Below are 19,657 nucleotides of genomic sequence, written 5' to 3'. Positions count from 1 at the left end.
AAATTTATTCCTAACCACTTTTTTATATAGCTGATTTAATTAAAAGTTACATGATATAAACGTGCCATTTTTTCATGATTGAAGTTTACACTTAACTGTCCATCTTTAAACTGACATTGACTATTGTCATCTTCATCAACACTTGGATAAATTTGCGTCACCTTTTGGATATCACCATACTTTGCCAAAGATAGTTGGTGACTTGTAACATCACCAATACCATGCCAAACAGCCAAATATAACTCGTGATCACCTTTTAGTCCAAAACTATACCATTCATCATCTAAATGGCTTAACATCTCTGGCCAAACAGGTACCATCATTGGGATTTTTTCCCGATAGGCTTTATAAACCTGAATGCCTTCAGCTACCAAGTCTAGTCGCTCTTGATCAATTTGATTTAAGAGGCCACTCTGATGGATGCGTACCAACATAGCATTCACCATATTAAAAATAACTTCCTCTTTATCACCCTTCTGTAATGGGTATGACCAAATCGCACACTGTTCTGGTGTAACCACTGAAGAACCCACAGCCGCAATATTACCATTACGTACATAATCTTTTTGGTCTGTCATTGATTGAATACTATGACGTTGTAACATGGCATAGTCATGTCGCATGCCACCACTACCACAATTTTCAATAACTAAATCGGGATAACGTGTGAAGACATCATCTAACCACTGTAAATAAGCGCGATTGTGATTTAGCAAACCATCCCCAACACTATCTGCATTCGTTTCAGTGCCAATACCAGTAGTAATGTTATAATCCATCTTGATATAGCCAACGCCATAATCTTCAACTAATCGTTTAATAACCTTATCAGCAAATTGACGTACTTCGGGGTTTCTGAAATCTAAATGATAACGATCACAGTCAATAATACGTTTACCGTGTCGCATAAAGAACCAATCATCAGGCAATTTATTAGCTAGTGGTGAATTAATTCCCACCACTTCAATCTCTAGCCATAATCCAGGCACCAGACCCTTATCACGAATATACTGAATGACTGTTGTTATACCATTTGGAAATCGTTCATCAGAAGGCAACCATTCTCCGACACTATCCCACCAATAACCATCTGCATACCAGCCGCAATCAATAACAAAATAATCACACCCGATTTCAGCAGCTGCATCAATTAAAGGACGTTCCTTTTCTTCAGTTGGGTCACCCATCAAGCCATTCATATAGTCATTAAAAATAACAGGCAACTTCTGATTATCGTAGTTAGTCCGCCTGATTAACCGGCGATATTTTGTCATCTCCTCAATGGCTTTTTCATAATCGCCCATAACCTGTCCAAAAGCAACCTTAACAGTTTCAAATGATTCACCAGGTTGCAAATTTTTCCACCAATGATTATCTAATTCCTCTGGCCCCGAAAGCAATAATGTTAATAATTCGCCATTCCCACTATCAGTAAATTCATAATGCCAAGCGCCATTATTTTCAATTTGCCAAATAGCTGATTGATTCGTAACTGTATTAGTTAGTATGCCATTTGGTGAAAACTCTGATGCCGACCATGATGAATTATTCGTAACACTAATTCTTTTCGTGCTATTTTGTTGATCATCAACAATATCGGTCCAATAATCCAATCCAGCCTCTTTTAAGGTTTGTTGTTGCCACTGCGCTTCAGCTTGCCAATTATTATGCGGTTTATAAAGTAAATTATTGATTGCAAAATTTCCTTCAATATCATTACCTTGATTAATTCCCGTCATTGCAAATGAAGAAACATACTCAATCCCTACGTTGTCGTTCCCCATATTATGAATGGCGACCCAACTTTTAATAATTGCAGTCTCATCAAATAATTGATAATAGTTTTCAACAACCAATTGTTGTTTCTTCGCTTGTGTAGTAATTTTTAATAGCTTACCGCTAGCTAATTCATCCACTTGGTACGATTGGTAGACTAAATTAACGCCTGGCGTTGTATTCACAAAATTTAAACCTTTATGATGAAAATTTTCACCAGTAACTTGTACTTCTGTAATAGTTAATTGCTGCTTTTGTTGTTCAGTTAATGCTGATAAATCATTGCTATTGACTTGAATTAAGGCAACCTTTTGATTGTCTAAAACTTCAAATTTTAATTTTGCTTGCTTCGTAGTAACAGTTATATAAGTCATAACAAGCCCCTTTCTTATAGAAAACGCTTTCTTACATTCATTTTATGTATTTTCCACGCATTCAAAAACTGTTAAAAACATTCTTTTGGTACACAAAAATAACCTATCATATATAAGTGACAGGCAAAAAGTGGTTGAGACAACACAAATGTCTCAACCACTTTTATCTAGTCTAACTTAATTCACGCACAAAACGCTCTGTAATTTCTTTTGGTCGGGTAATCGCACCACCGACGACAATACCGGCAACACCCATTCCTTGAATCTTTTTTGCTTCTTCAGGCGTATGGATTTTACCTTCCGCAATAACATCAATGCCATTATCAACCAATTGTTGGATCAATTGATAATTTGGGCCATCAATTTTGTCACTATTCGCAGTATAACCAGTAAGCGTTGTGCCTACAAAATCAACCCCAGCTTGCCATGCATTTAAGCCATCTGCAAACGTCGCAATGTCTGCCATCAATAATTGTTCTGGATATTTTTCTTTAATTTGACCAATAAATTCGCTAATTGTTAGGCCATCATGTCGTGGTCGTAATGTGCCATCAAATGCAATTACATCAGGTTTTGCCATCATCAATTCATCAACTTCTTGCATGGTAGCAGTGATATACGGTTCTTCAGGTGGGTAATCACGCTTAATAATCCCAATAATGGGTAAATTGACCGCTGCCTTAATTTCCTGAATATCACGGACTGAGTTGGCACGAATTCCGACTGCACCACCTTGTTGTGCCGCCAGAGCTAATAGTGGCATAACCCCACCTTTTTCCGTATACAACGGTTCACCTGGCAATGCTTGACATGAAACGATTAATCCATTAGCAATTTGATGCATCAACGCTTGCTTATCCATTTTGAATGACTCCCTCAACCTGTTCAATCTATCGACTATTTACTATCCCCTAATTTTGCTAGCTCATCAATCTTGTCATAAAAGGCTTCTGCATCAACACTTGTGACAAAAGTAATCTCACGACCTTCATCCGTTTGATATGTCCGACCTTCTGATGCACCAGTTGTTACTACATCCGTCTTTACTTGTACCGACTCTACTAATTCTGGATACGCTGATGCCAAAGTTGTGAGTACGTCCCATAGATAATAAGTCGAGTTCGCCTCAAACGAATGCACTAATGAATAGCCCTGTCCAATTAAATCTAACGCTGGATGACGGCGTTGCTTAGCCCAACGTTGCCGCAATTCAGCAGTTAAAGTCACTTGATCTGTACTGTCCAACCCGACCATAACAATCTTCAAATCTGAATCCCAGACTTTTTTCACCGCCTCGGCATCCCAATAAGCATTCCACTCCATCGTGTCATCAGCACCCGGCTCAGCAACATTTCCTTTGCTGTTCAAAGCACCACCCATCCAATGAACACTTTCAATCTTTTCAACAATACTTGGTTCTTCATCTAGTGCACGTGCCAAATCCGACAATGGACCAGTCATAACTAAAGTTACTCTGTCATCAGCTGACTTAATCTTATCAATCATATCCAGATGGCCTGGTTTTGTCGCAACTGGTGTTTTAGGCTCACCATGCTCGTTTAAAATTGGAAAATCATCAAATGAAAACGAACTTAAGCGCCACTCTTTTGAAAATTGATGCGCAGCTCGTGAATTTGACTTGGCAATATCCATCGGTTGCCGACCTTCATGACCAAACAAATCAACAATTTTTCGCGATGCTGAAACTGATGGCTCAACATAGCCATCAGCATCAGTCACCCCAACCCCTAATAAGTTAACATCTGGCATTTGCAACAAAAGTAATAACGATACTAAATCATCAACGTTCCCATCATGGTTGAAATATACATTCTTCATTACGTTTTCCCCACTAAATTGCTTATTTTTCTTAAAGATTACGGAATTTTATTATTATCGTCAAGCTAAACGTTTATGAAGTATCATAGAAATAATGAATAACAATACCCTATATGTATATTTATTTAAAAAATATAATAAAAATACATTTTTATTTGTTGAAATATGATAACATTGGGCATTAGGAAGTCATTTAATATTCTATTTTTCCAGGAGGTGGTACGTTAACCATGGCAGAAGTAACGCTTACTATTAAAAATAACAATGAACTAAATAGTTCAGAACTAATTACGATTATGCAAGCACGTACCAAGGTATTTGTTGTAGAGCAAAAATGCGTTTATCAAGAAGTTGATGATGCCGATTTTAATGCTCGCCATGTTTATTTAACAAATAATCATGATTTGATCGCTTATACACGTATTATCTCTGACGATGATCCAAATTACATACGTTTCGGACGTGTGTTAGTAGCCAAATCCTATCGTCATCAACAATTTGGCCGTCAAATCGTTACCGAGACCATCAAAGAAATTCGGCGGATGTATCCGGAGCAAGATATTAAAATTGGTGCGCAAAATTATCTACGCAACTTTTATGAATCTTTTGGTTTTCAGGCCATATCCGATGTCTATCTAGAAGATGACATCCCTCATATCGATATGCTTTTGAGCGAGGGCCATTAATATGCAATATCTTGTGTTAGTCGGTGCATTATGCTCCGTTGTTTTTGGTTCAGTTTACTTAATCGCAACTCTACAAGGTAAAGCGCAACCTAATAAGGTGACTTGGTTATTGTGGGCAGTATCGCCACTGATTTCTGTCGTCGCAACGATTGCAGCAACTGGCTTTGATTGGTCTATCTTACCAGTATTTATGGCTGGATTTATGCCCCTATTAGTATTCATCGCCTCAATGTTTAACAAATCGGCTTATTGGAAATTGAGCTTCCTGGATTATCTCTGCGGAATCGTGGCCATCTTCGCCATCGTAATTTGGCGCCTTACTGACGACCCAATTCTTGCTATTATCTTTTCAATCCTTAGCGATGCGATTGCCTCAATACCAACATTGCGTAAGGCTTGGCTTTATCCCAATACTGAAGCCCCTGTCTATTACATCGGTGGAGTGATTTCATCAACCTCGGCAATTTTAGCGGCAACCACTCATTGGTCATTTAGTACAGCTTCATTTCCAATTTATTTATTCATATTAGATACATCATTAATGTTGATCGTTCTACTCAGAAAATCTGCATTGTCAGATAATAAAATGACACCCTAACATAACATCGTTCGCTACACCGTAATTCTGGTAAAATATAGGTGAAAGCGTTCTAAAAGAAAGGGTACATCATGAAAATAGCAATTGCAGGTAGTGGTGCAATGGGCAGTCGCTTTGGTTACATGCTTCATCAAGCGGGTAATCAAGTCACATTAATAGATTTGTGGTCAGAACATATCGCAACTATCAACACAAAAGGGCTCTCTATAGAAACCGCTGGTAAACAACAATTTGTAAAAATACCAGCTGCTTTTCCTGAAGATGTTAACGATGATTTTGACCTAGTTTTGCTATTTACAAAGGCAACGCAATTAAATGATATGCTGAATAAAATTTCACATTTATTAACTGATAATACAGCAGTTTTATGTTTATCAAACGGTATTGGTAACCTGGAAACAATTAAAAAATTCAACCCTCATCTCGATTTACTAGTTGGTACGACGCTTTGGACTAGTGAATTAATTGGTCCTGGTACCGTCGTTCTAAATGGTTCTGGGTACATCGAATTTCAAGCCGTAGGAAATGTTTCACATGAAACAGTCATTAAGGTCAATGATGTACTAAACAAAGCTGACTTAGATGCTCGTCCCAGTAACAATGTCTTATTATCAATCTGGAAAAAGGCTTGTTTAAACAGCGTTTTAAACACTTTCTGTACCATCTTAGATTGTAAAATTATGGACCTACGCAAAAGCCAATACACACCAGTTTTAGCAAAACGTGTTGTTGATGAATTTGAAGCTGTCGCTCAAGCTAAGGGCATCCCTTTAACTGCCGAACTTGCTTTAAAAACAATTAACTCATCACTGGCGCCAGATCAAGCAGGTGACCATTATCCATCAATGCATCAAGACATTGCGTCTGGACGACATACTGAAATTGATTACTTAAACGGTGCGATTGCCCGCATGGGAAAGGAATTAAATATTCCTACCCCAACTAATACATTAATTACAGAGCTAATACATGCTCGTGAAGATGTTGTCATTAAAAACTAAACCATAAAAAAGTGGTTGGAACAACATAACAGTTCCAACCACTTTTTACATTAGTAACATATTAATTAATAGCCAAGGGTACTTTATGATCTGGTCTTGGATACTCTTGATCTAATCGCTTAAGCTCCGCAGCGGTTAGTTCTAAACTAGCCGCCTGCATATTGGCTGCAGCATGTTCTGGATTATTAGTCTGTGGAATAGCAATCGTCTGACCATTTCGTATAATCCAGGCGAGCAACAACACATACGGTGTCACATCATGTTGATTAGCAATCTCTTTAACTACTTGATTAGTCAGCATTGAAGTTCCCAATTCATTCTGTTTACCACCAACTGGGCTATAGGCAATCAAAGGGACATGATGCTCACTCTGCCAAGGTAGCAAGTCATACTCAATACCACGTTCCTCAATATTATAAAGATCTTGATTCACGGCTACATTCTTTCCGGCAGGTAATTCCAAAAGTTCCTCCATGTCCGTGACGTCAAAATTTGATACACCCCAAGCTTTGATTTTCCCAATTTGCTTCATACGATCTAATTCGGCAATCGTTTCAGCTAAGGGCACACCACCACGCCAATGATAGAGATAAAGGTCAAGATAATCCGTTTGCAATCGCTGTAACGACGCATCTAAATGTTGTTCCAATTTCGCCTTAGATGCATTGTGTGGCAATACTTTTGAGACCAAGTAAATTTCATTACGTTGATAAGGTGCCAATGCTTTTCCAACCAATGTTTCTGATTTACCTGAACCATACATCTCAGCTGTATCAACGACACGGGCACCAGCATCTAAGCCACTACGAATAGCTTGGATTTCGTGTTGTTCCTGTGATGGATCTTCCCCCATATGCCATGTTCCAATTCCAATTGCTGGTACTTCTACACCTGCTAATGTCACTTTCTTCATCGCATTCTCCAATCTAGCATTTTATATAATGACTACACTTCGAGTCTAACTAACAACCTGTCTGAATACAACTCATACTATCTAAGAACGATTAATGATCTAATTTACTCATACTATTAGAAGTCTTGTATTCAACAACTAAAACAATACTTAGGAAAAATACAAATAAACCAATCGTAACCAGTAATGATTGATTAAAATTCAATAGATTATCCCATTTCAACTGAATGCCCAATTCTTCAGAAAACGCATTACGTTGCATCTCTTTTGGAAACAGCTCTATCATATCGTCATTCAGTAACGTCTGACGATAAAGTGATGCAACATACGATCCAGGTGTTAATTTAACTAAAAATTGCGCAAATTCAGGTAAGATACCGATGGGTATATATGCCCCGACCAAAAAACCTGATACTGTTCCTACAAGACTAGCAATCGCATTCAGTGTATTTCGATTATGTACAAACATCATAATAACTGTACTAACCAGCGCATTTACGATCGATCCTATAGCCATTAAACTAATTAATACGAAAATTTTTGACAGTGAAATGCTTAAATCATCAACAAGATAAAAGTATCCATACATTACTAAAAAGACAATAATCTGCATCACAAAACTAATCACTGTTGCACTCAAAACATAGCCAAAAGCTAATTTGAACCGACTCGTCCCTGTTAAAATAAAATCATTTTCCGTATCTTTTTCATGATCCTCAACGCGCTGACTTAAAGCAGATAATGTTGTCGTAATTGCTGTGATGCCTAAAGTACCACCAATTAGCCATAAGTCTAAAAATGTAGTATGTCCAGGTATTCTACCCCAACTACCAGCAATCGTATCTTTTAAAAACGCAATATATAAAATAAAAGAAATTAAAGCTGCAAGTAATGAAAAAAAGACTCCTGATTTGTTACGAAAATATAATAATAAATTTCGATAACATAATGTGAACATATCAGTGCATCTCCTTTCCGGTTAATGTAATGAATGCATCATCGATAGTTCCTTCACGATATTCAAAGTGGGTAATCAACGGTGCAAGATCACCCAAAATACGTAAAGCTACTTGCGTATTTTCCGGCATCACCTGCAATCTGTTGTCTGGCAGAATGGTATATTTGACTGCATGCAGCTGCTTTTTAGCATTTTCCATATCGTTTGTTTCTAAAATCAATTGGTTTTTCGCATATTGATATTTCAAATCAGTAGCTGATCCATGAGCAACTAATTTACCCTGATCAATGATAAAAATCATGTCTGATTGATCAGCTTCTTCTAAATAATGGGTTGTCAAAACAATCGTTAAATTTTCTTCTTGCCGCAATTTTGTTAAGATTTCCCAAATTGTTTTTCTAGTCTGAATATCTAATCCTGCAGTCGGTTCATCTAAAAATAAAATATCCGGATTGCCTATTAATGCCCGTGCAATATCAGTACGTCGTCTTTGCCCACCCGACAGCTGACCATATCGCTTATTAGCAAATGAGCTAACCCCTAATTTATGCATCACCTGATCAATTTCTAATTTATCTGCTTTACCAGTCATTTTCTGACGTACGGACAAATTCTCTGTCACAGTTAGTTCTGTATCTAAGACGCTAGTTTGAAATACCACACCAATCTTTGGCGTTTTTGTATGGTAAATGATTTTGCCACTCGTAGGTGACAATAATCCCAACAACATCGATATTGTTGTGGATTTACCAGCACCATTCGGACCCAGAATAGCCGTAAAACTTCCTTGGTCAATTGACATGTTCAAGTTATCGACAGCCACTTGTTCTCCGAATGCTTTCGTCAGCTCCTTCGTTTCTAAATACATCCCCACTCCCCCTTAACTACCAGTGTGCCCCTACTTAATTACCCATTATTATACCGATATTTCTTCTTATATTGGTCAAATAAGATAGTTGGTACATTTATTTAGATAATTGGTCATATTTTGGACACAAATAGGCAAGCGATAAAAAAGTCGCTTTGAAACTGGTGCGTAACGCGTTTATACTACAAAATTTATAAACTATTAATTAATACATTTTTAGTACAAAAAAGGTTGAGACATTTGTTTTGTCCCAACCCGTTTCCTACTATTTTAATCAATTACAAACGTATTCGTTACTTCATCATAAGAAAACTGCGTATGTAATGGTCGACTTAGCTGATTTAACCGTTCTAATAACAATGATGCCGATTCAGCATTAGGAATGCTTGGCAAGCCACGTTTCACAGGATTTTCATTCGTCAGGCCCAAATCTATCGGTATAACATGAATTTTAGCATCGTTATTTTCATCAACATCCACTTCTAAAATGATGTTTTGTGAAAACTTGGAATCAGCATTAAACCCAATGAAATTACCATTATCGTCCATTGCACGTTGGCGATGTAACTGAGATGGTTTAGGATGCTCATCCAAGCCATATTCTGCATACATTTCTGGTGGAATGATAGAATTTCCTGATTCAAATTCCATCATTAAGCTGCCCAAATTATAAAATATTGGTTTGCCATGATAAGTTTCCACACCACGCATAAAGTGTGCCCCATGCCCAATAACGACATCTGCTCCCGCATCAATCGCAGCATGTGCTGTTTCAACAAAGAAGTCAGCTGGTGCATCATCATACCAATTAGCATTGATACCTTCATGGGAATGAATATTTAGAAAGACAAAATCGCTACGGAATTTTGCATCACGAATACTGTCTGTTAGAGCCTCTAAATCAGTTGCATTAACCTCTGTTTTGAATTGTGTTTCTTCTTTCTTATGGAATGTTAAGTTCTTTTCAAATAATGAACCAAAAATCAATGTATTGGCATCGGGCTCTTCAAATCCTTCTATGTGTCGCCCTTGCTCATTACTTGCCGTTAACCCCAAATCATCAGATATTTTTTCCAATTGCTCATATTGTTCTGGTGAAACCTCATATGTTTCACGCCAACGCAATGGATTAACACCCGGACGTGCCGGTACACCATTGCCCGCATTGCTTGCCATAAATACATCTGCTCTCGTGGCTGTCGCCGTGACAAAGCCGATTCTACCAGAAGATGTATCACTAAAACTTGGCATACGAGCCTCATCAAGAGAATTAGCTAACCCACCCACAATAAGTCCTTGCGCTGCTGCAGCTTCAAGTGAATCACGCATTCCCTCAATACCGAAGTCACCACTATGATTATTTGCTAGAGAAATCAATTTAATATTAAGATCCGCAAATTCTTTTAACGTATCCGGCCGGACCGCTGTTACGTATCCTCTACCAGCAGCAACGGCTTTATCTGGCTTTGGTGTAGAAAATTCTGCATTCGCAAATACAGCATCAGCTGCTTGTAATTTTTTTACTAAAGTTGGATCTAATCTATTAACCAAGTTACGACTTGAAAATAGCATGTCTCCCGCTAATATTAATTTCATATTAAATATTTACTTCTCCAATTCACTAATTGACTTGTTAATTTCTACTTTTCCTGAATAATTAGCTTTTATCCATTTCTGTATCTTTTTGTCGTGATATAGATGCAAGATTTTTTTATAGTTTTCATCATTGATATGCTGTTTATTCGTTACAATGACGTTAACATTTGACTTGGTATTTTGATCCAATTTTTCATGGAAAATCGCATCTTTAAACACATCTAGTTTTGAAATTTGCGCCGTATTATTATCAATGGCTACTGCAGCAATCCCATCATCATGAAGCAAAGATGGTGTACTTGTCGATTCAACCGTCTTAATTTTTAATTGTTTAGGATTCTCTTTGACATCACTGGGCGCCACTAACTCGTCCACCTGATGCTTATTCAAGGTTACTAACCCAGCTGATTCTAGTAATTTAAGCCCGCGACTCTCCGCAGCGGCATCATTAGCAATCGCCACGGTACTATTTTTCGGAATGCTTGAAATTGACTTATACTTACCAGAATAGATTCCCATTGGCTGAATATAAGTTGTTCCTAGCGCATAAACCTTTTTATCAGGATTATTCTTGTTATAGGTAGTATAAAATGCATAAGATTGGAAAGCATTTACCTGAATTTCATCATTAGCCAAAGCTTTATTCAAACTGTTAGAATCTGTAAAATCCTTAACTTCGATGTTTAGATGCTTTTGCTTGGCGACTTTCGAATCAGCAATATGTTTCCATACGACTGTATCCGTTCCTTGTGACCCAATAGTAATTTTAGTATCAGTTGGCTGTTTATTTGATAACATTGCGTATGTGCCAAACCCAGCTATCGCCACCCCTAAAATGACTATACCAAATAATATATATTTACTCTTCTTTTTCATCTGAAACTCCTCATACCCTACTTATTCCTATAACTATTTAACCATATTAATAACAATAACACGATTGGTCCAATTTCTACCCTAAAAAAGAGTACCCTTGTATTTGTCTACATAATAATAGACAAATACAAGGGTACTCTTTATGTTACATCTAGTGAACAGCATCCCCATGTTCAACAGATGTTTCCTTTATGAACCAAACACTCAGCCCACCTATAATGAATAGCACCGCTGATACCATAATCATATGTGGCATTTGGTTTCCTAATAATGGATAAACTGCGAACGACACAATTGAAGCAACAATTTGTGGGAAACAGATCCATGTATTAAACAAGCCCATATAAGTACCATCATGCATACCATCTAAGGCATTCGTTAAAATTGTAAATGGAATAGCATTCATAGTAACCCATGCAATCCCAATCAAAACAAATGATAGAGCTGACATCGCCTTTGAACCGGTTGTTGCTAACATAAAGAACCCAACCGCTCCTAAGAACAAGCCAAGGGTATAAGCTGGCTTACGCGTTTTATTACTCAAACGTGAAATCACCAAGCCCCAGACAATCGCAGCCACAGTTTCAATTGATGATAAGACACCAAACCAATTTCCGGCTGCTTGGAAGGCACCCGATGAGGCATCAGTTGTGTGCCAAATATTGGCAGCAACAGCACCTGTTCCATACGTCCAAAGATATTGGAATCCTGCCCAGCAAAAGAATTGTACAATACCCAGTGTCCAAAAGACCTTTGGTGCATTTTTGATAATTTTTAGAATATTAGTCTTTTCAGTTGTTTCACTAATCCCATGATATTCGGCATATTTACTTGGCTCGTATTCATCTACTTTCCAAACCGTAAAGGCTGCAGAAACTGCAAGAATAATTGCACCTACATAGAATGACCATTTAACCGATGCTGGTAACTGACCTTGGGCAGCAACGTTAGCAACACCAATAGCAGTAAAGAAATATGGGAATAGGTTTGCAATCACACCACCAATATTTCCCCAAATTGTCTGCCATGACCATGCCATATCCTTTTGACTGTCATTGACCATGTCTGAAATCATCATCTTAAATGGTTGCATAGACATATTTGATGATAAGTCCATAAATAGGATTGCAACGGCACCAAACCAAAGAGCCGTTGATGCTTTAAATCCAAATGAACCCGCATTTGGCAATAATGCCATCACAACGATTGCTACCAATGAGCCCAAAATCAGGTATGGTAAACGACGACCAATTTTTGGAATCCAAGTACGGTCTGAAAAATAACCAACTAATGGTTGAACAACCATTCCTGCCAATGGTGGCAAAATAAAGAAGAATCCTAATTTAGTAGGATCAGCGCCCAATGTTTGAAAAATACGTCCCATATTGGCACTTTGTAATGAAAAAGCCATGGATGTTCCTAAGTTTCCGAAGGTCATTAACATCAATGTGGCAATTGATAACGTTGGCAAATGCTTTTTACCAAGTACTTTTTTTATCTCTGACATGATATAACTCCATACTCATAAATTTATTTATATTTGCGTTCATCGAATGAAAGCGCTTCACTTACAAATAAAACTATACGTTGCCAAATCAAATTATGAAAGCGCATTCTCGATGTTACCGGTAACAAGTTTCTCGCCATGCGTAAATTTACGCGCACGGTCATATCCATGGTATGATGGAATGAGTAATTTATGAAAACGTTTTTAAATCAAGTATCGAGGTCAACATCATGGTTTCAATATCTGACGTGGCTCACGAGGCGCATGTTTCAAAAATGACCGTCTCTCGAGTTATTAATCATCCTGAGCAAGTATCAGCTGAAATTAGGACCGATGTCCAACGAGTTATTTCACAATTAGGATATGTTCAAAATCGTGCAGGTAGAGCACTAGCAAACAATCGCCACTATAATATCGCCTTCATCTTATTAGATGACGTCAATGAAATTGAGCCTTATTATGCTCATTTGCTCATGCACCTAACTGATGCTTTACGCAATGAGGGCTACACACTCGAAATGCGACATGACCGTAATTTTGATTTGACGAATGTCGATGGATTCTTAGTATGTGGCGCTCGTCATAGTGATTTTGATGTCTTAAATAGTCTACCTATCCCCGTTGTTATCTATGGTACCGAAGCGGGCATCACATCTGTAGATATTGATAACAAAGCTGGTACGTATCTAGCGACGCAATTATTGATTAATCAACAATACCAACGCCTGTTATTTTTGGGGATGGCGATTGATGAACCCTTTGAAACTAACCGTGAAGCTGGTTATCGACAAGCCATGCTAGAAGCTGGACGTGAGCCTGAAATTCATCATTTGCCCAACAATGAACAGATTGCACTTCAATTCTTACAAAATAATCATTTAAGCGCTAATACCGGCATCATTGCCGCCACTGATCGCCTAGGTTTGGGAGCACTACGCGCTAGCCGTCATCAAGGATTGGCTGTACCAGATGAAGTGGGTATCGTGGGATTTGATGGCATTTATATCCACCAATTAGCTGAACAATCGCTAACCACCGTGCAACAACCACTTAAAGAAATTGCCGAAAAAATGGTGCAATTATTACTAGCCGAACTAGCTGGAGAAATCGTGACATCAGAATATATTGTCCCTGAATTAATCCATGGCGAAACAACAATAAAATAACAACACATCAGTCAGGCATCCTGATTAGCATTATTGTCCGTTTGTTCAACTAATATTACATTGTCATTAGAATGACTGTTAAAATAGCAGAAAGGCAAAATTCTATGATTAAAAAACAACGATTATCCCTAGATGAGGTGGTGCCTGGAGAGACCTACGAAGAGTGTTTATTGCTATACTCTGCCGACAGAATCCGTATTGACTCAGTCAAATTCAAAAACTGTGAGTTTCAACAAACCGACTTTTCAGATAGTGAATGGCTCGACTGTCAGCTTGAAAAATGTCATTTTCTGAATAATGATTTTACATCCAGTGTTTTCTATCGAACAACTTTCGAAAAATGCCAATTAATGGGTGTTGATTTTTCAAATAATCAATGGAAAAACACCTTAGTTACCAACTCAAAAGCCGATTATATAAACCTATCTGGTTCAAAAATTGAGAATAGCCAATTAGAAAAAAGTAGCTTAGTTGATTCATACTTCCAAGATGTAACAATTAAAAAAAGCTTGAAATTTACCCAATGTGAGCTCGATAAAACAGATTTTCTAGGTACTTCTCTAGTTGGCGTTGATATTTCTAGCAGTTACTTCGAAACACTAAACGTCACAACTGATCAAGTACGTGGCTGCATCATCAGTCCGCAACAAGCAATCACCTTCGTTAGTCTACTAGGTGTTAAAATTAATGATGACGTGTCTTGATTCATTGCACGTCTCAATGCAACATGCTAGATTGAAGCTACTACTTAACACAGGAGGGTTTATTTATGAAAATTGATGTCACACTAGATAATAATAATTTTATTCCCGATAAGTACGCAAAATTTGCGCCTGAACAATATCGACGCAATGACACACCAATTGTTAACTTCCCAATTAAAGTTGATGAGGCCCCTGAAGGTACCAAATCATTAGCCGTCGTCTTCATCGATTATGATTCAGTGCCTGTAGCCGGTTTCGTCTGGATTCATTGGTTAGCAGCTAACTTACCAGTAGCTGATATTCCTGAAGATATCACCCATTCCAACGTGTCATATGTTCCCGGAACTAATTCTCAGTACGCAGAATATCGTCTGGACAATCCGGAATTAACACAAAGCTATACTGGTCCAATGCCTCCTGATAAAACACACGATTATACACTTAAAGTTTTTGCATTAGATACAGAATTAGACTTAGCTGCTGGTTATTTCCTAAATGATTTCCGTCGTGCAGCTAAAGGACATATATTAGATACAGCTTCAGTAGACTTACCTGCTCGTAGTAACTAATGTTCCATGTGAAACAATTATCTTTTAAACATTAAAAAGGGTTGAGACAAAGCAAATGTCTCAACCCTTTTGTGCTTATAATATAGTAATTATAAGCTTGTAAATTTTATAGCATAAACGCGTTCCAAAAAACTGACGCCACAATGTAACGCAATTTACACCATTCCTGCCCGTGATTTGCTGCGGACAAAAACATCGCAAATCACCTTACACACCGACTTCAAAATGATTTTTGTCTCGCCCTCTTCCTTATCCAACTGTATGTTCGCTGGTTTCGCCAGTAATAATTGCTAACGTGTCATCCAGACTAATATCAACCATGTTTTGCACGGCAATATTAGTATAGAAACCAACGTGTGGTGTAATAATCACATTATTGTATTCACGTAACGCAATCAAATCCTGATTTGGCAATTCTTGGCCTCGTAAATCGAAGTTAAAGAATGTCTCTTCGCCAACCATTGTATCTAACGCTGCCCCAGCTAATCGCTTTTCTTTCAAAGCAGCCAACAAAGCAGTAGTATCCACTACTGGTCCACGACATTCATTAACTAGGTATGCTGTTGGTTTCATCAATTCTAGGGCTTTTGCATCAATCAACGCCTTTGAAGTTTCGTTTAAATCAACATGCAAACAAATAACATCAGCTTGTTGTAGCACCTCTTCAAAAGGCAAGAAAGTTAGCACATCATCTAACTCATGGTTAGGTTTAATATCATAAGCGATGACTTTGGCATTTAAAGCATGAAAGAGTCGTGCTGATGTTCCACCAATTCGACCGGCACCAATAATACCTATTGTTAGTGAATGAATTTCACTTCCTTGTAACCCAGTCCAACGAAAATCTTGTTCACGAACACGTTGATCAACTAATTCCTGCTTTCTAATTAAACGTAATGTATGTGTTAAGGCTAATTCAGCCACTGACCGAGGTGAATAAGCCGGTACATTACTGATAACTATGTCGTTATCGGCAGCTGCTTGCAAATCAATCACATCGTAACCCGCTGTCCGTGTGGTAATTTGCTTAATGCCCAATTCATGTAAACGCGGGTACACATCTGGTTCGATTTGACTACGTTGCTGAATCACCAAACCATCATAACCTGCAACTTGATCAACCGTATCTGAGTGTAACTCCCATTCTGCGGTCGTTAAATCTACATCTGGATGACGGTCGCCCCACTTTTCAATCGCTGCACGCTCATCTGTTCGAACGCTCAATAACAAAATCTTCATTTTTAAATTCCCCGCTTTCATACTTTCTTAAACTGTTTGTGAAACTCGTTGATCAGCCACATATTGCTGTAATTGGCTCATACCTCGTTTGATTTCGGCCATACTCGTTGCATAACTTAAACGTAGGTAGTGATCCCCTCCTGGTCCAAAATATGAACCAGGGACCGCAGCAACGTGTCCACTTTTAGCCAAATCATAAGCAAACTTCACATCATCCTGCTCCAAATCAGGTGCAATTTTCGTGTAGATGTAAAATGCCCCACTAGGTTTAGCTGTTTGAAAACCTAGTTCATTTAATGTATCTAAAATATAATCACGTCTTTTCTGGTACTCCGCTTTCATCGGTAAGGCATCATCTTGACCATTTCCTAAAGCTTCAGCCGCCGCATCTTGGGCAACCGTTGCTGTGCTAGTAATAGTGAATTGATGAATTTTACTCAATTCATTGACCAAATTCTGTGGTGCACAAAGCAAACCAATCCGCCAACCCGTCATGGCATGTGATTTTGATACACCGGAAATTGGAATTGTTTGTTCACGTAGCGATTTTGTTAATGAAGCATGCGGATGGTCATAATTTAATTCACTGTATATCTCATCACACAAGGCAAAAATTGGTTTGTCCCTTAGTACATCCCCCAAGGCATCCAATTCTGCTTGCGAATAAGTCACACCAGTCGGATTACCTGGATAGTTTAGTACCAACATTTTTACTGATGGCCCTTCGCGGTCAATGGTCTGCGCCAATAATTCTGGTGTTAACTTAAAATCTGTTGCAGACGTATCAACTAAGATTGGTTGGCCACCAGCCACTGTCACATCAGCAATGTACAATGGAAATGTTGGTGTTGGAATAATGACCTTATCTCCAGGATTAAGTACAGATACAATTGCTGTATAGATAGCTTCAGTGGCACCTTCAGTCACAATAACTTCTTCCGGCGTGTAATGTTGATCGTACTTATCAGCTAAATAATCACTAACATTTTGCCGTAATTCTTGTGTCCCATTTGATGGTGCATAATGCGAGTGATTCTCTTGAATACTACGAATAGCGGCTTGTTGCACATGTTCTGGTGTATTGAAATCAGGTTCGCCCACGGTAAAATTCACAATATTTGGAATTCCTGAAGCAAAATTGGCGAAAGCTAAAATATCTGAAGCTTTAACACCTGCTAGCTGCGTATTTAAGTATTTTGTCATTTCCATAGCTGACTTACTCCTTTGATTATTAAAAACTGGCAACATCATTTCTATGAAAAAAGACCCTCTCGATTGAAAACAATCCAGAGGGTCTATACCTATCTACTCTTCCTCTCACAGATTATTCTCAAACCTGCAGGGTCTTTTTACTCAAGCCAAATAGCTTTCATTTCCCACAGGTACAAACATGTGTTACGTGCCTGCACCTGCTAATTACTAGATGCAAACACTACATAAAGAAACGAAAGTTATAGTTCCAATTATTCAATTGTGATATATTGCGTAATTTCATGAATATTAGCTCCTGGCTTTAATGATATTCTAACCATACTCTAATGTCGCGAGAACTGTCAACCTTTTTAAGCATCGTTTCTAAATATCCTGGGCTCTGAATTTTTATGATATCCTGATAGTAATGATTTTAGGAGGAACACATGGACTTAGATGAAAAATTCGCGAATATGGCTACTGGTAAAACTTATAATGACTTAGACCCTATTTTAGTGGCAGCTAGAGATCGTTCAACAGTATTAACTAATGAAATTAATGCTGAAAATGACAAAGAGCATAAGGAACAGTTAATCCGTCATTTATTTGGCAGCGCTGGTGTTGCACCAGACTTAAACCCTAATTTTCGCTGCGAGTTTGGTCGCAACATCCATGTTGGTGACCATTTTTACGCTAACTATGATGCTGTGATTTTAGACGGTGCTAAGGTCACAATTGGAGATCGCGTCCTTTTTGGTCCGAAAGTTGGCCTTTATACAAGTAATCATTCATTCGATGCACGCGAACGTGAAATTGGCGGTTGCATTGCAAAACCAATCACCATCGGTAATCGTTGCTGGTTGGCCGCTAATGTCACCGTTTTACCTGGTGTAACCATCGGAGATGATGTCATCATTGGCGCTGGTAGTGTCGTAACACATGATATTCCAAGAAATGTTATCGCCGTTGGTAATCCTTGTCATGTATTACGAGAAATCACACCAGCCGACAAAACCGGTTTTACTGGTCAAGATTTGATATAAAAAAACTGAGAAGTAGATACTGGCTCTAACCAGATTATCAATACTTCTCAGCTTTTTTATTTATACGTGACGAATAATATGCGCAGGATTTCCTGCCACAACTGTATTACTTGGTATATCGTGGGTAACCACACTACCTGCCCCAACAACGACATTGTCACCAATCTCAACACCCGGCAAAACAATCACAGAACCACCAAACCAACAATCATCGCCGATGGTAATTGGCAAATCATATTGCCATCCCTCACGACGCATTTCTTTTTTGTTTGGATGATGGTTAGGCGTATATAACTGCGTATTAGGACCTAAGAAACAATTTTTACCAATTGTAATTTTACCAGCACTCAAAATAGTGAAATTTAAATTGATAAATGTTCCTTCATCAATAAACAAGTTATTGGGATACTCAATGTTAGTAATTGGGAAATACACTTCCACGTCATCAGCCATATGAGGGGCCAATTCATGCAACTGTTTTAATGCCTCGTCAAAATCGTCCACTGCAATTTTATTCAGCTTCTGAATCGCTTGCGTACTCGACTTAACAATTGCTTGTAATTGTGGTTCTTTACCATATTGGTACCAATCACCATCTGCTACCTTTTCAAATATAGGCTTTTTCGCTAGGGCTTTAATATCTGGTTCATCTAATTTTTTAGGCATACTCTTCTCCGACTCACGATAAAAGCTAAAATCTCCACTTTATTATAAGGGTTTCGCTAATTATTTAATACCTTTTTCTATTAAAAA

Annotated in this window: 19 protein-coding genes; 7 read left to right on the top strand and 12 right to left on the bottom strand. The window is 38.1% G+C overall.

What is annotated here, in order from left to right; all coding sequences use genetic code 11:
• Positions 1 to 35: 35 nt before the first annotated feature.
• The 3 genes from FFM62_RS02145 to FFM62_RS02135 form a co-directional block, all read right to left on the bottom strand.
• Positions 36 to 2,150, bottom strand: coding sequence for a glycoside hydrolase family 36 protein (locus tag FFM62_RS02145; protein WP_115470633.1), 2,115 nt, complete (start codon positions 2,148 to 2,150; stop codon positions 36 to 38).
• A gap of 172 nt (positions 2,151 to 2,322) precedes the next feature.
• A complete protein-coding gene (locus FFM62_RS02140) occupies positions 2,323 to 3,012 on the bottom strand; it encodes an N-acetylmannosamine-6-phosphate 2-epimerase (protein ID WP_115470632.1) in 690 nt (229 codons plus the stop codon).
• A gap of 35 nt (positions 3,013 to 3,047) precedes the next feature.
• Positions 3,048 to 3,989 carry a nucleoside hydrolase gene (locus FFM62_RS02135; protein ID WP_115470631.1) on the bottom strand — a complete coding sequence of 314 codons (942 nt, stop codon included), beginning with the start codon at positions 3,987 to 3,989 and terminating at the stop codon, positions 3,048 to 3,050.
• Between the two features lie 230 nt (positions 3,990 to 4,219).
• On the opposite strand from FFM62_RS02135, the gene FFM62_RS02130 reads away from it, so the two are divergent.
• The 3 genes from FFM62_RS02130 to FFM62_RS02120 all read left to right on the top strand — a co-directional run bounded on the left by FFM62_RS02130 (position 4,220) and on the right by FFM62_RS02120 (position 6,274).
• Positions 4,220 to 4,675 (top strand): GNAT family N-acetyltransferase, encoded by a 456-nt coding sequence (locus FFM62_RS02130; protein WP_115470630.1) that lies wholly within the window; start codon positions 4,220 to 4,222, stop codon positions 4,673 to 4,675.
• Between the two features lies 1 nt (position 4,676).
• A complete protein-coding gene (locus tag FFM62_RS02125; RefSeq protein WP_115470629.1) occupies positions 4,677 to 5,273 on the top strand; it encodes a hypothetical protein in 597 nt (198 codons plus the stop codon).
• 71 nt (positions 5,274 to 5,344) lie between these two features.
• Positions 5,345 to 6,274: a 2-dehydropantoate 2-reductase gene (locus FFM62_RS02120; protein ID WP_115470628.1), complete on the top strand. Its 930-nt coding sequence runs from the start codon at positions 5,345 to 5,347 to the stop codon at positions 6,272 to 6,274.
• A 61-nt stretch (positions 6,275 to 6,335) separates the two neighbouring features.
• On the opposite strand, the gene FFM62_RS02115 is transcribed toward FFM62_RS02120, so the two are convergent.
• The 6 genes from FFM62_RS02115 to FFM62_RS02090 all read right to left on the bottom strand — a co-directional run bounded on the left by FFM62_RS02115 (position 6,336) and on the right by FFM62_RS02090 (position 12,992).
• Positions 6,336 to 7,187, bottom strand: coding sequence for an aldo/keto reductase (locus tag FFM62_RS02115; RefSeq protein WP_115470627.1), 852 nt, complete (start codon positions 7,185 to 7,187; stop codon positions 6,336 to 6,338).
• Between the two features lie 91 nt (positions 7,188 to 7,278).
• Positions 7,279 to 8,145 carry an ABC transporter permease gene (locus tag FFM62_RS02110; RefSeq protein ID WP_115470626.1) on the bottom strand — a complete coding sequence of 289 codons (867 nt, stop codon included), beginning with the start codon at positions 8,143 to 8,145 and terminating at the stop codon, positions 7,279 to 7,281.
• 1 nt (position 8,146) lies between these two features.
• The gene (locus FFM62_RS02105; protein ID WP_115470625.1) at positions 8,147 to 9,013 is read right to left on the bottom strand and encodes an ABC transporter ATP-binding protein; all 867 of its coding nucleotides are present in this window, start codon (positions 9,011 to 9,013) and stop codon (positions 8,147 to 8,149) included.
• 270 nt (positions 9,014 to 9,283) lie between these two features.
• Entirely contained in the window at positions 9,284 to 10,609 is a 1,326-nt protein-coding gene (locus FFM62_RS02100) for a CapA family protein (RefSeq protein WP_115470624.1), read from the bottom strand.
• 9 nt (positions 10,610 to 10,618) lie between these two features.
• Positions 10,619 to 11,485, bottom strand: coding sequence for a MetQ/NlpA family ABC transporter substrate-binding protein (locus tag FFM62_RS02095; protein WP_115470623.1), 867 nt, complete (start codon positions 11,483 to 11,485; stop codon positions 10,619 to 10,621).
• Positions 11,486 to 11,636: 151 nt separating this feature from the next.
• Positions 11,637 to 12,992, bottom strand: a complete 1,356-nt coding sequence (locus tag FFM62_RS02090) for an SLC45 family MFS transporter (protein WP_115470622.1) — start codon at positions 12,990 to 12,992, stop codon at positions 11,637 to 11,639.
• A 230-nt stretch (positions 12,993 to 13,222) separates the two neighbouring features.
• Between FFM62_RS02090 and FFM62_RS02085 the strand changes: the two genes are divergently transcribed.
• The 3 genes from FFM62_RS02085 to FFM62_RS02075 all read left to right on the top strand — a co-directional run bounded on the left by FFM62_RS02085 (position 13,223) and on the right by FFM62_RS02075 (position 15,431).
• Positions 13,223 to 14,158 (top strand): LacI family DNA-binding transcriptional regulator, encoded by a 936-nt coding sequence (locus tag FFM62_RS02085; RefSeq protein WP_115470621.1) that lies wholly within the window; start codon positions 13,223 to 13,225, stop codon positions 14,156 to 14,158.
• A gap of 104 nt (positions 14,159 to 14,262) precedes the next feature.
• Positions 14,263 to 14,862: a pentapeptide repeat-containing protein gene (locus FFM62_RS02080; protein WP_115470620.1), complete on the top strand. Its 600-nt coding sequence runs from the start codon at positions 14,263 to 14,265 to the stop codon at positions 14,860 to 14,862.
• Positions 14,863 to 14,927: 65 nt separating this feature from the next.
• On the top strand, positions 14,928 to 15,431 hold the full coding sequence (locus FFM62_RS02075; RefSeq protein ID WP_115470619.1) for a YbhB/YbcL family Raf kinase inhibitor-like protein: 504 nt from the start codon (positions 14,928 to 14,930) through the stop codon (positions 15,429 to 15,431).
• Between the two features lie 249 nt (positions 15,432 to 15,680).
• Here FFM62_RS02075 and FFM62_RS02070 read toward each other — a convergent pair whose 3' ends face one another.
• Positions 15,681 to 16,670: a D-2-hydroxyacid dehydrogenase gene (locus FFM62_RS02070; protein WP_115470618.1), complete on the bottom strand. Its 990-nt coding sequence runs from the start codon at positions 16,668 to 16,670 to the stop codon at positions 15,681 to 15,683.
• Between the two features lie 27 nt (positions 16,671 to 16,697).
• Positions 16,698 to 17,879: an aminotransferase class I/II-fold pyridoxal phosphate-dependent enzyme gene (locus tag FFM62_RS02065; protein WP_115470617.1), complete on the bottom strand. Its 1,182-nt coding sequence runs from the start codon at positions 17,877 to 17,879 to the stop codon at positions 16,698 to 16,700.
• A 428-nt stretch (positions 17,880 to 18,307) separates the two neighbouring features.
• Between FFM62_RS02065 and FFM62_RS02060 the strand changes: the two genes are divergently transcribed.
• A complete protein-coding gene (locus FFM62_RS02060) occupies positions 18,308 to 18,904 on the top strand; it encodes a sugar O-acetyltransferase (RefSeq protein ID WP_115470616.1) in 597 nt (198 codons plus the stop codon).
• 60 nt (positions 18,905 to 18,964) lie between these two features.
• On the opposite strand, the gene FFM62_RS02055 is transcribed toward FFM62_RS02060, so the two are convergent.
• A complete protein-coding gene (locus FFM62_RS02055) occupies positions 18,965 to 19,570 on the bottom strand; it encodes a sugar O-acetyltransferase (protein WP_115470615.1) in 606 nt (201 codons plus the stop codon).
• Positions 19,571 to 19,657: the final 87 nt, after the last annotated feature.

This window comes from Weissella thailandensis (assembly GCF_005405465.1).
Classification (GTDB): domain Bacteria; phylum Bacillota; class Bacilli; order Lactobacillales; family Lactobacillaceae; genus Weissella; species Weissella thailandensis.
The sequence above is the reverse complement of the archived record's forward strand: the minus strand, read 5'-3'. Positions and strand labels throughout refer to the sequence as shown.

What these genes read in the sequence shown, in the direction of transcription:
- FFM62_RS02145 (WP_115470633.1), bottom strand. Translation starts at nt 2,150, where the DNA reads ATGACTTATATAACTGTTACTACGAAGCAAGCAAAATTAAAATTTGAA.
- FFM62_RS02140 (WP_115470632.1), bottom strand. Translation starts at nt 3,012, where the DNA reads ATGGATAAGCAAGCGTTGATGCATCAAATTGCTAATGGATTAATCGTT.
- FFM62_RS02135 (WP_115470631.1), bottom strand. Translation starts at nt 3,989, where the DNA reads ATGAAGAATGTATATTTCAACCATGATGGGAACGTTGATGATTTAGTA.
- FFM62_RS02130 (WP_115470630.1), top strand. Translation starts at nt 4,220, where the DNA reads ATGGCAGAAGTAACGCTTACTATTAAAAATAACAATGAACTAAATAGT.
- FFM62_RS02125 (WP_115470629.1), top strand. Translation starts at nt 4,677, where the DNA reads ATGCAATATCTTGTGTTAGTCGGTGCATTATGCTCCGTTGTTTTTGGT.
- FFM62_RS02120 (WP_115470628.1), top strand. Translation starts at nt 5,345, where the DNA reads ATGAAAATAGCAATTGCAGGTAGTGGTGCAATGGGCAGTCGCTTTGGT.
- FFM62_RS02115 (WP_115470627.1), bottom strand. Translation starts at nt 7,187, where the DNA reads ATGAAGAAAGTGACATTAGCAGGTGTAGAAGTACCAGCAATTGGAATT.
- FFM62_RS02110 (WP_115470626.1), bottom strand. Translation starts at nt 8,145, where the DNA reads ATGTTCACATTATGTTATCGAAATTTATTATTATATTTTCGTAACAAA.
- FFM62_RS02105 (WP_115470625.1), bottom strand. Translation starts at nt 9,013, where the DNA reads ATGTATTTAGAAACGAAGGAGCTGACGAAAGCATTCGGAGAACAAGTG.
- FFM62_RS02100 (WP_115470624.1), bottom strand. Translation starts at nt 10,609, where the DNA reads ATGAAATTAATATTAGCGGGAGACATGCTATTTTCAAGTCGTAACTTG.
- FFM62_RS02095 (WP_115470623.1), bottom strand. Translation starts at nt 11,485, where the DNA reads ATGAAAAAGAAGAGTAAATATATATTATTTGGTATAGTCATTTTAGGG.
- FFM62_RS02090 (WP_115470622.1), bottom strand. Translation starts at nt 12,992, where the DNA reads ATGTCAGAGATAAAAAAAGTACTTGGTAAAAAGCATTTGCCAACGTTA.
- FFM62_RS02085 (WP_115470621.1), top strand. Translation starts at nt 13,223, where the DNA reads ATGGTTTCAATATCTGACGTGGCTCACGAGGCGCATGTTTCAAAAATG.
- FFM62_RS02080 (WP_115470620.1), top strand. Translation starts at nt 14,263, where the DNA reads ATGATTAAAAAACAACGATTATCCCTAGATGAGGTGGTGCCTGGAGAG.
- FFM62_RS02075 (WP_115470619.1), top strand. Translation starts at nt 14,928, where the DNA reads ATGAAAATTGATGTCACACTAGATAATAATAATTTTATTCCCGATAAG.
- FFM62_RS02070 (WP_115470618.1), bottom strand. Translation starts at nt 16,670, where the DNA reads ATGAAGATTTTGTTATTGAGCGTTCGAACAGATGAGCGTGCAGCGATT.
- FFM62_RS02065 (WP_115470617.1), bottom strand. Translation starts at nt 17,879, where the DNA reads ATGGAAATGACAAAATACTTAAATACGCAGCTAGCAGGTGTTAAAGCT.
- FFM62_RS02060 (WP_115470616.1), top strand. Translation starts at nt 18,308, where the DNA reads ATGGACTTAGATGAAAAATTCGCGAATATGGCTACTGGTAAAACTTAT.
- FFM62_RS02055 (WP_115470615.1), bottom strand. Translation starts at nt 19,570, where the DNA reads ATGCCTAAAAAATTAGATGAACCAGATATTAAAGCCCTAGCGAAAAAG.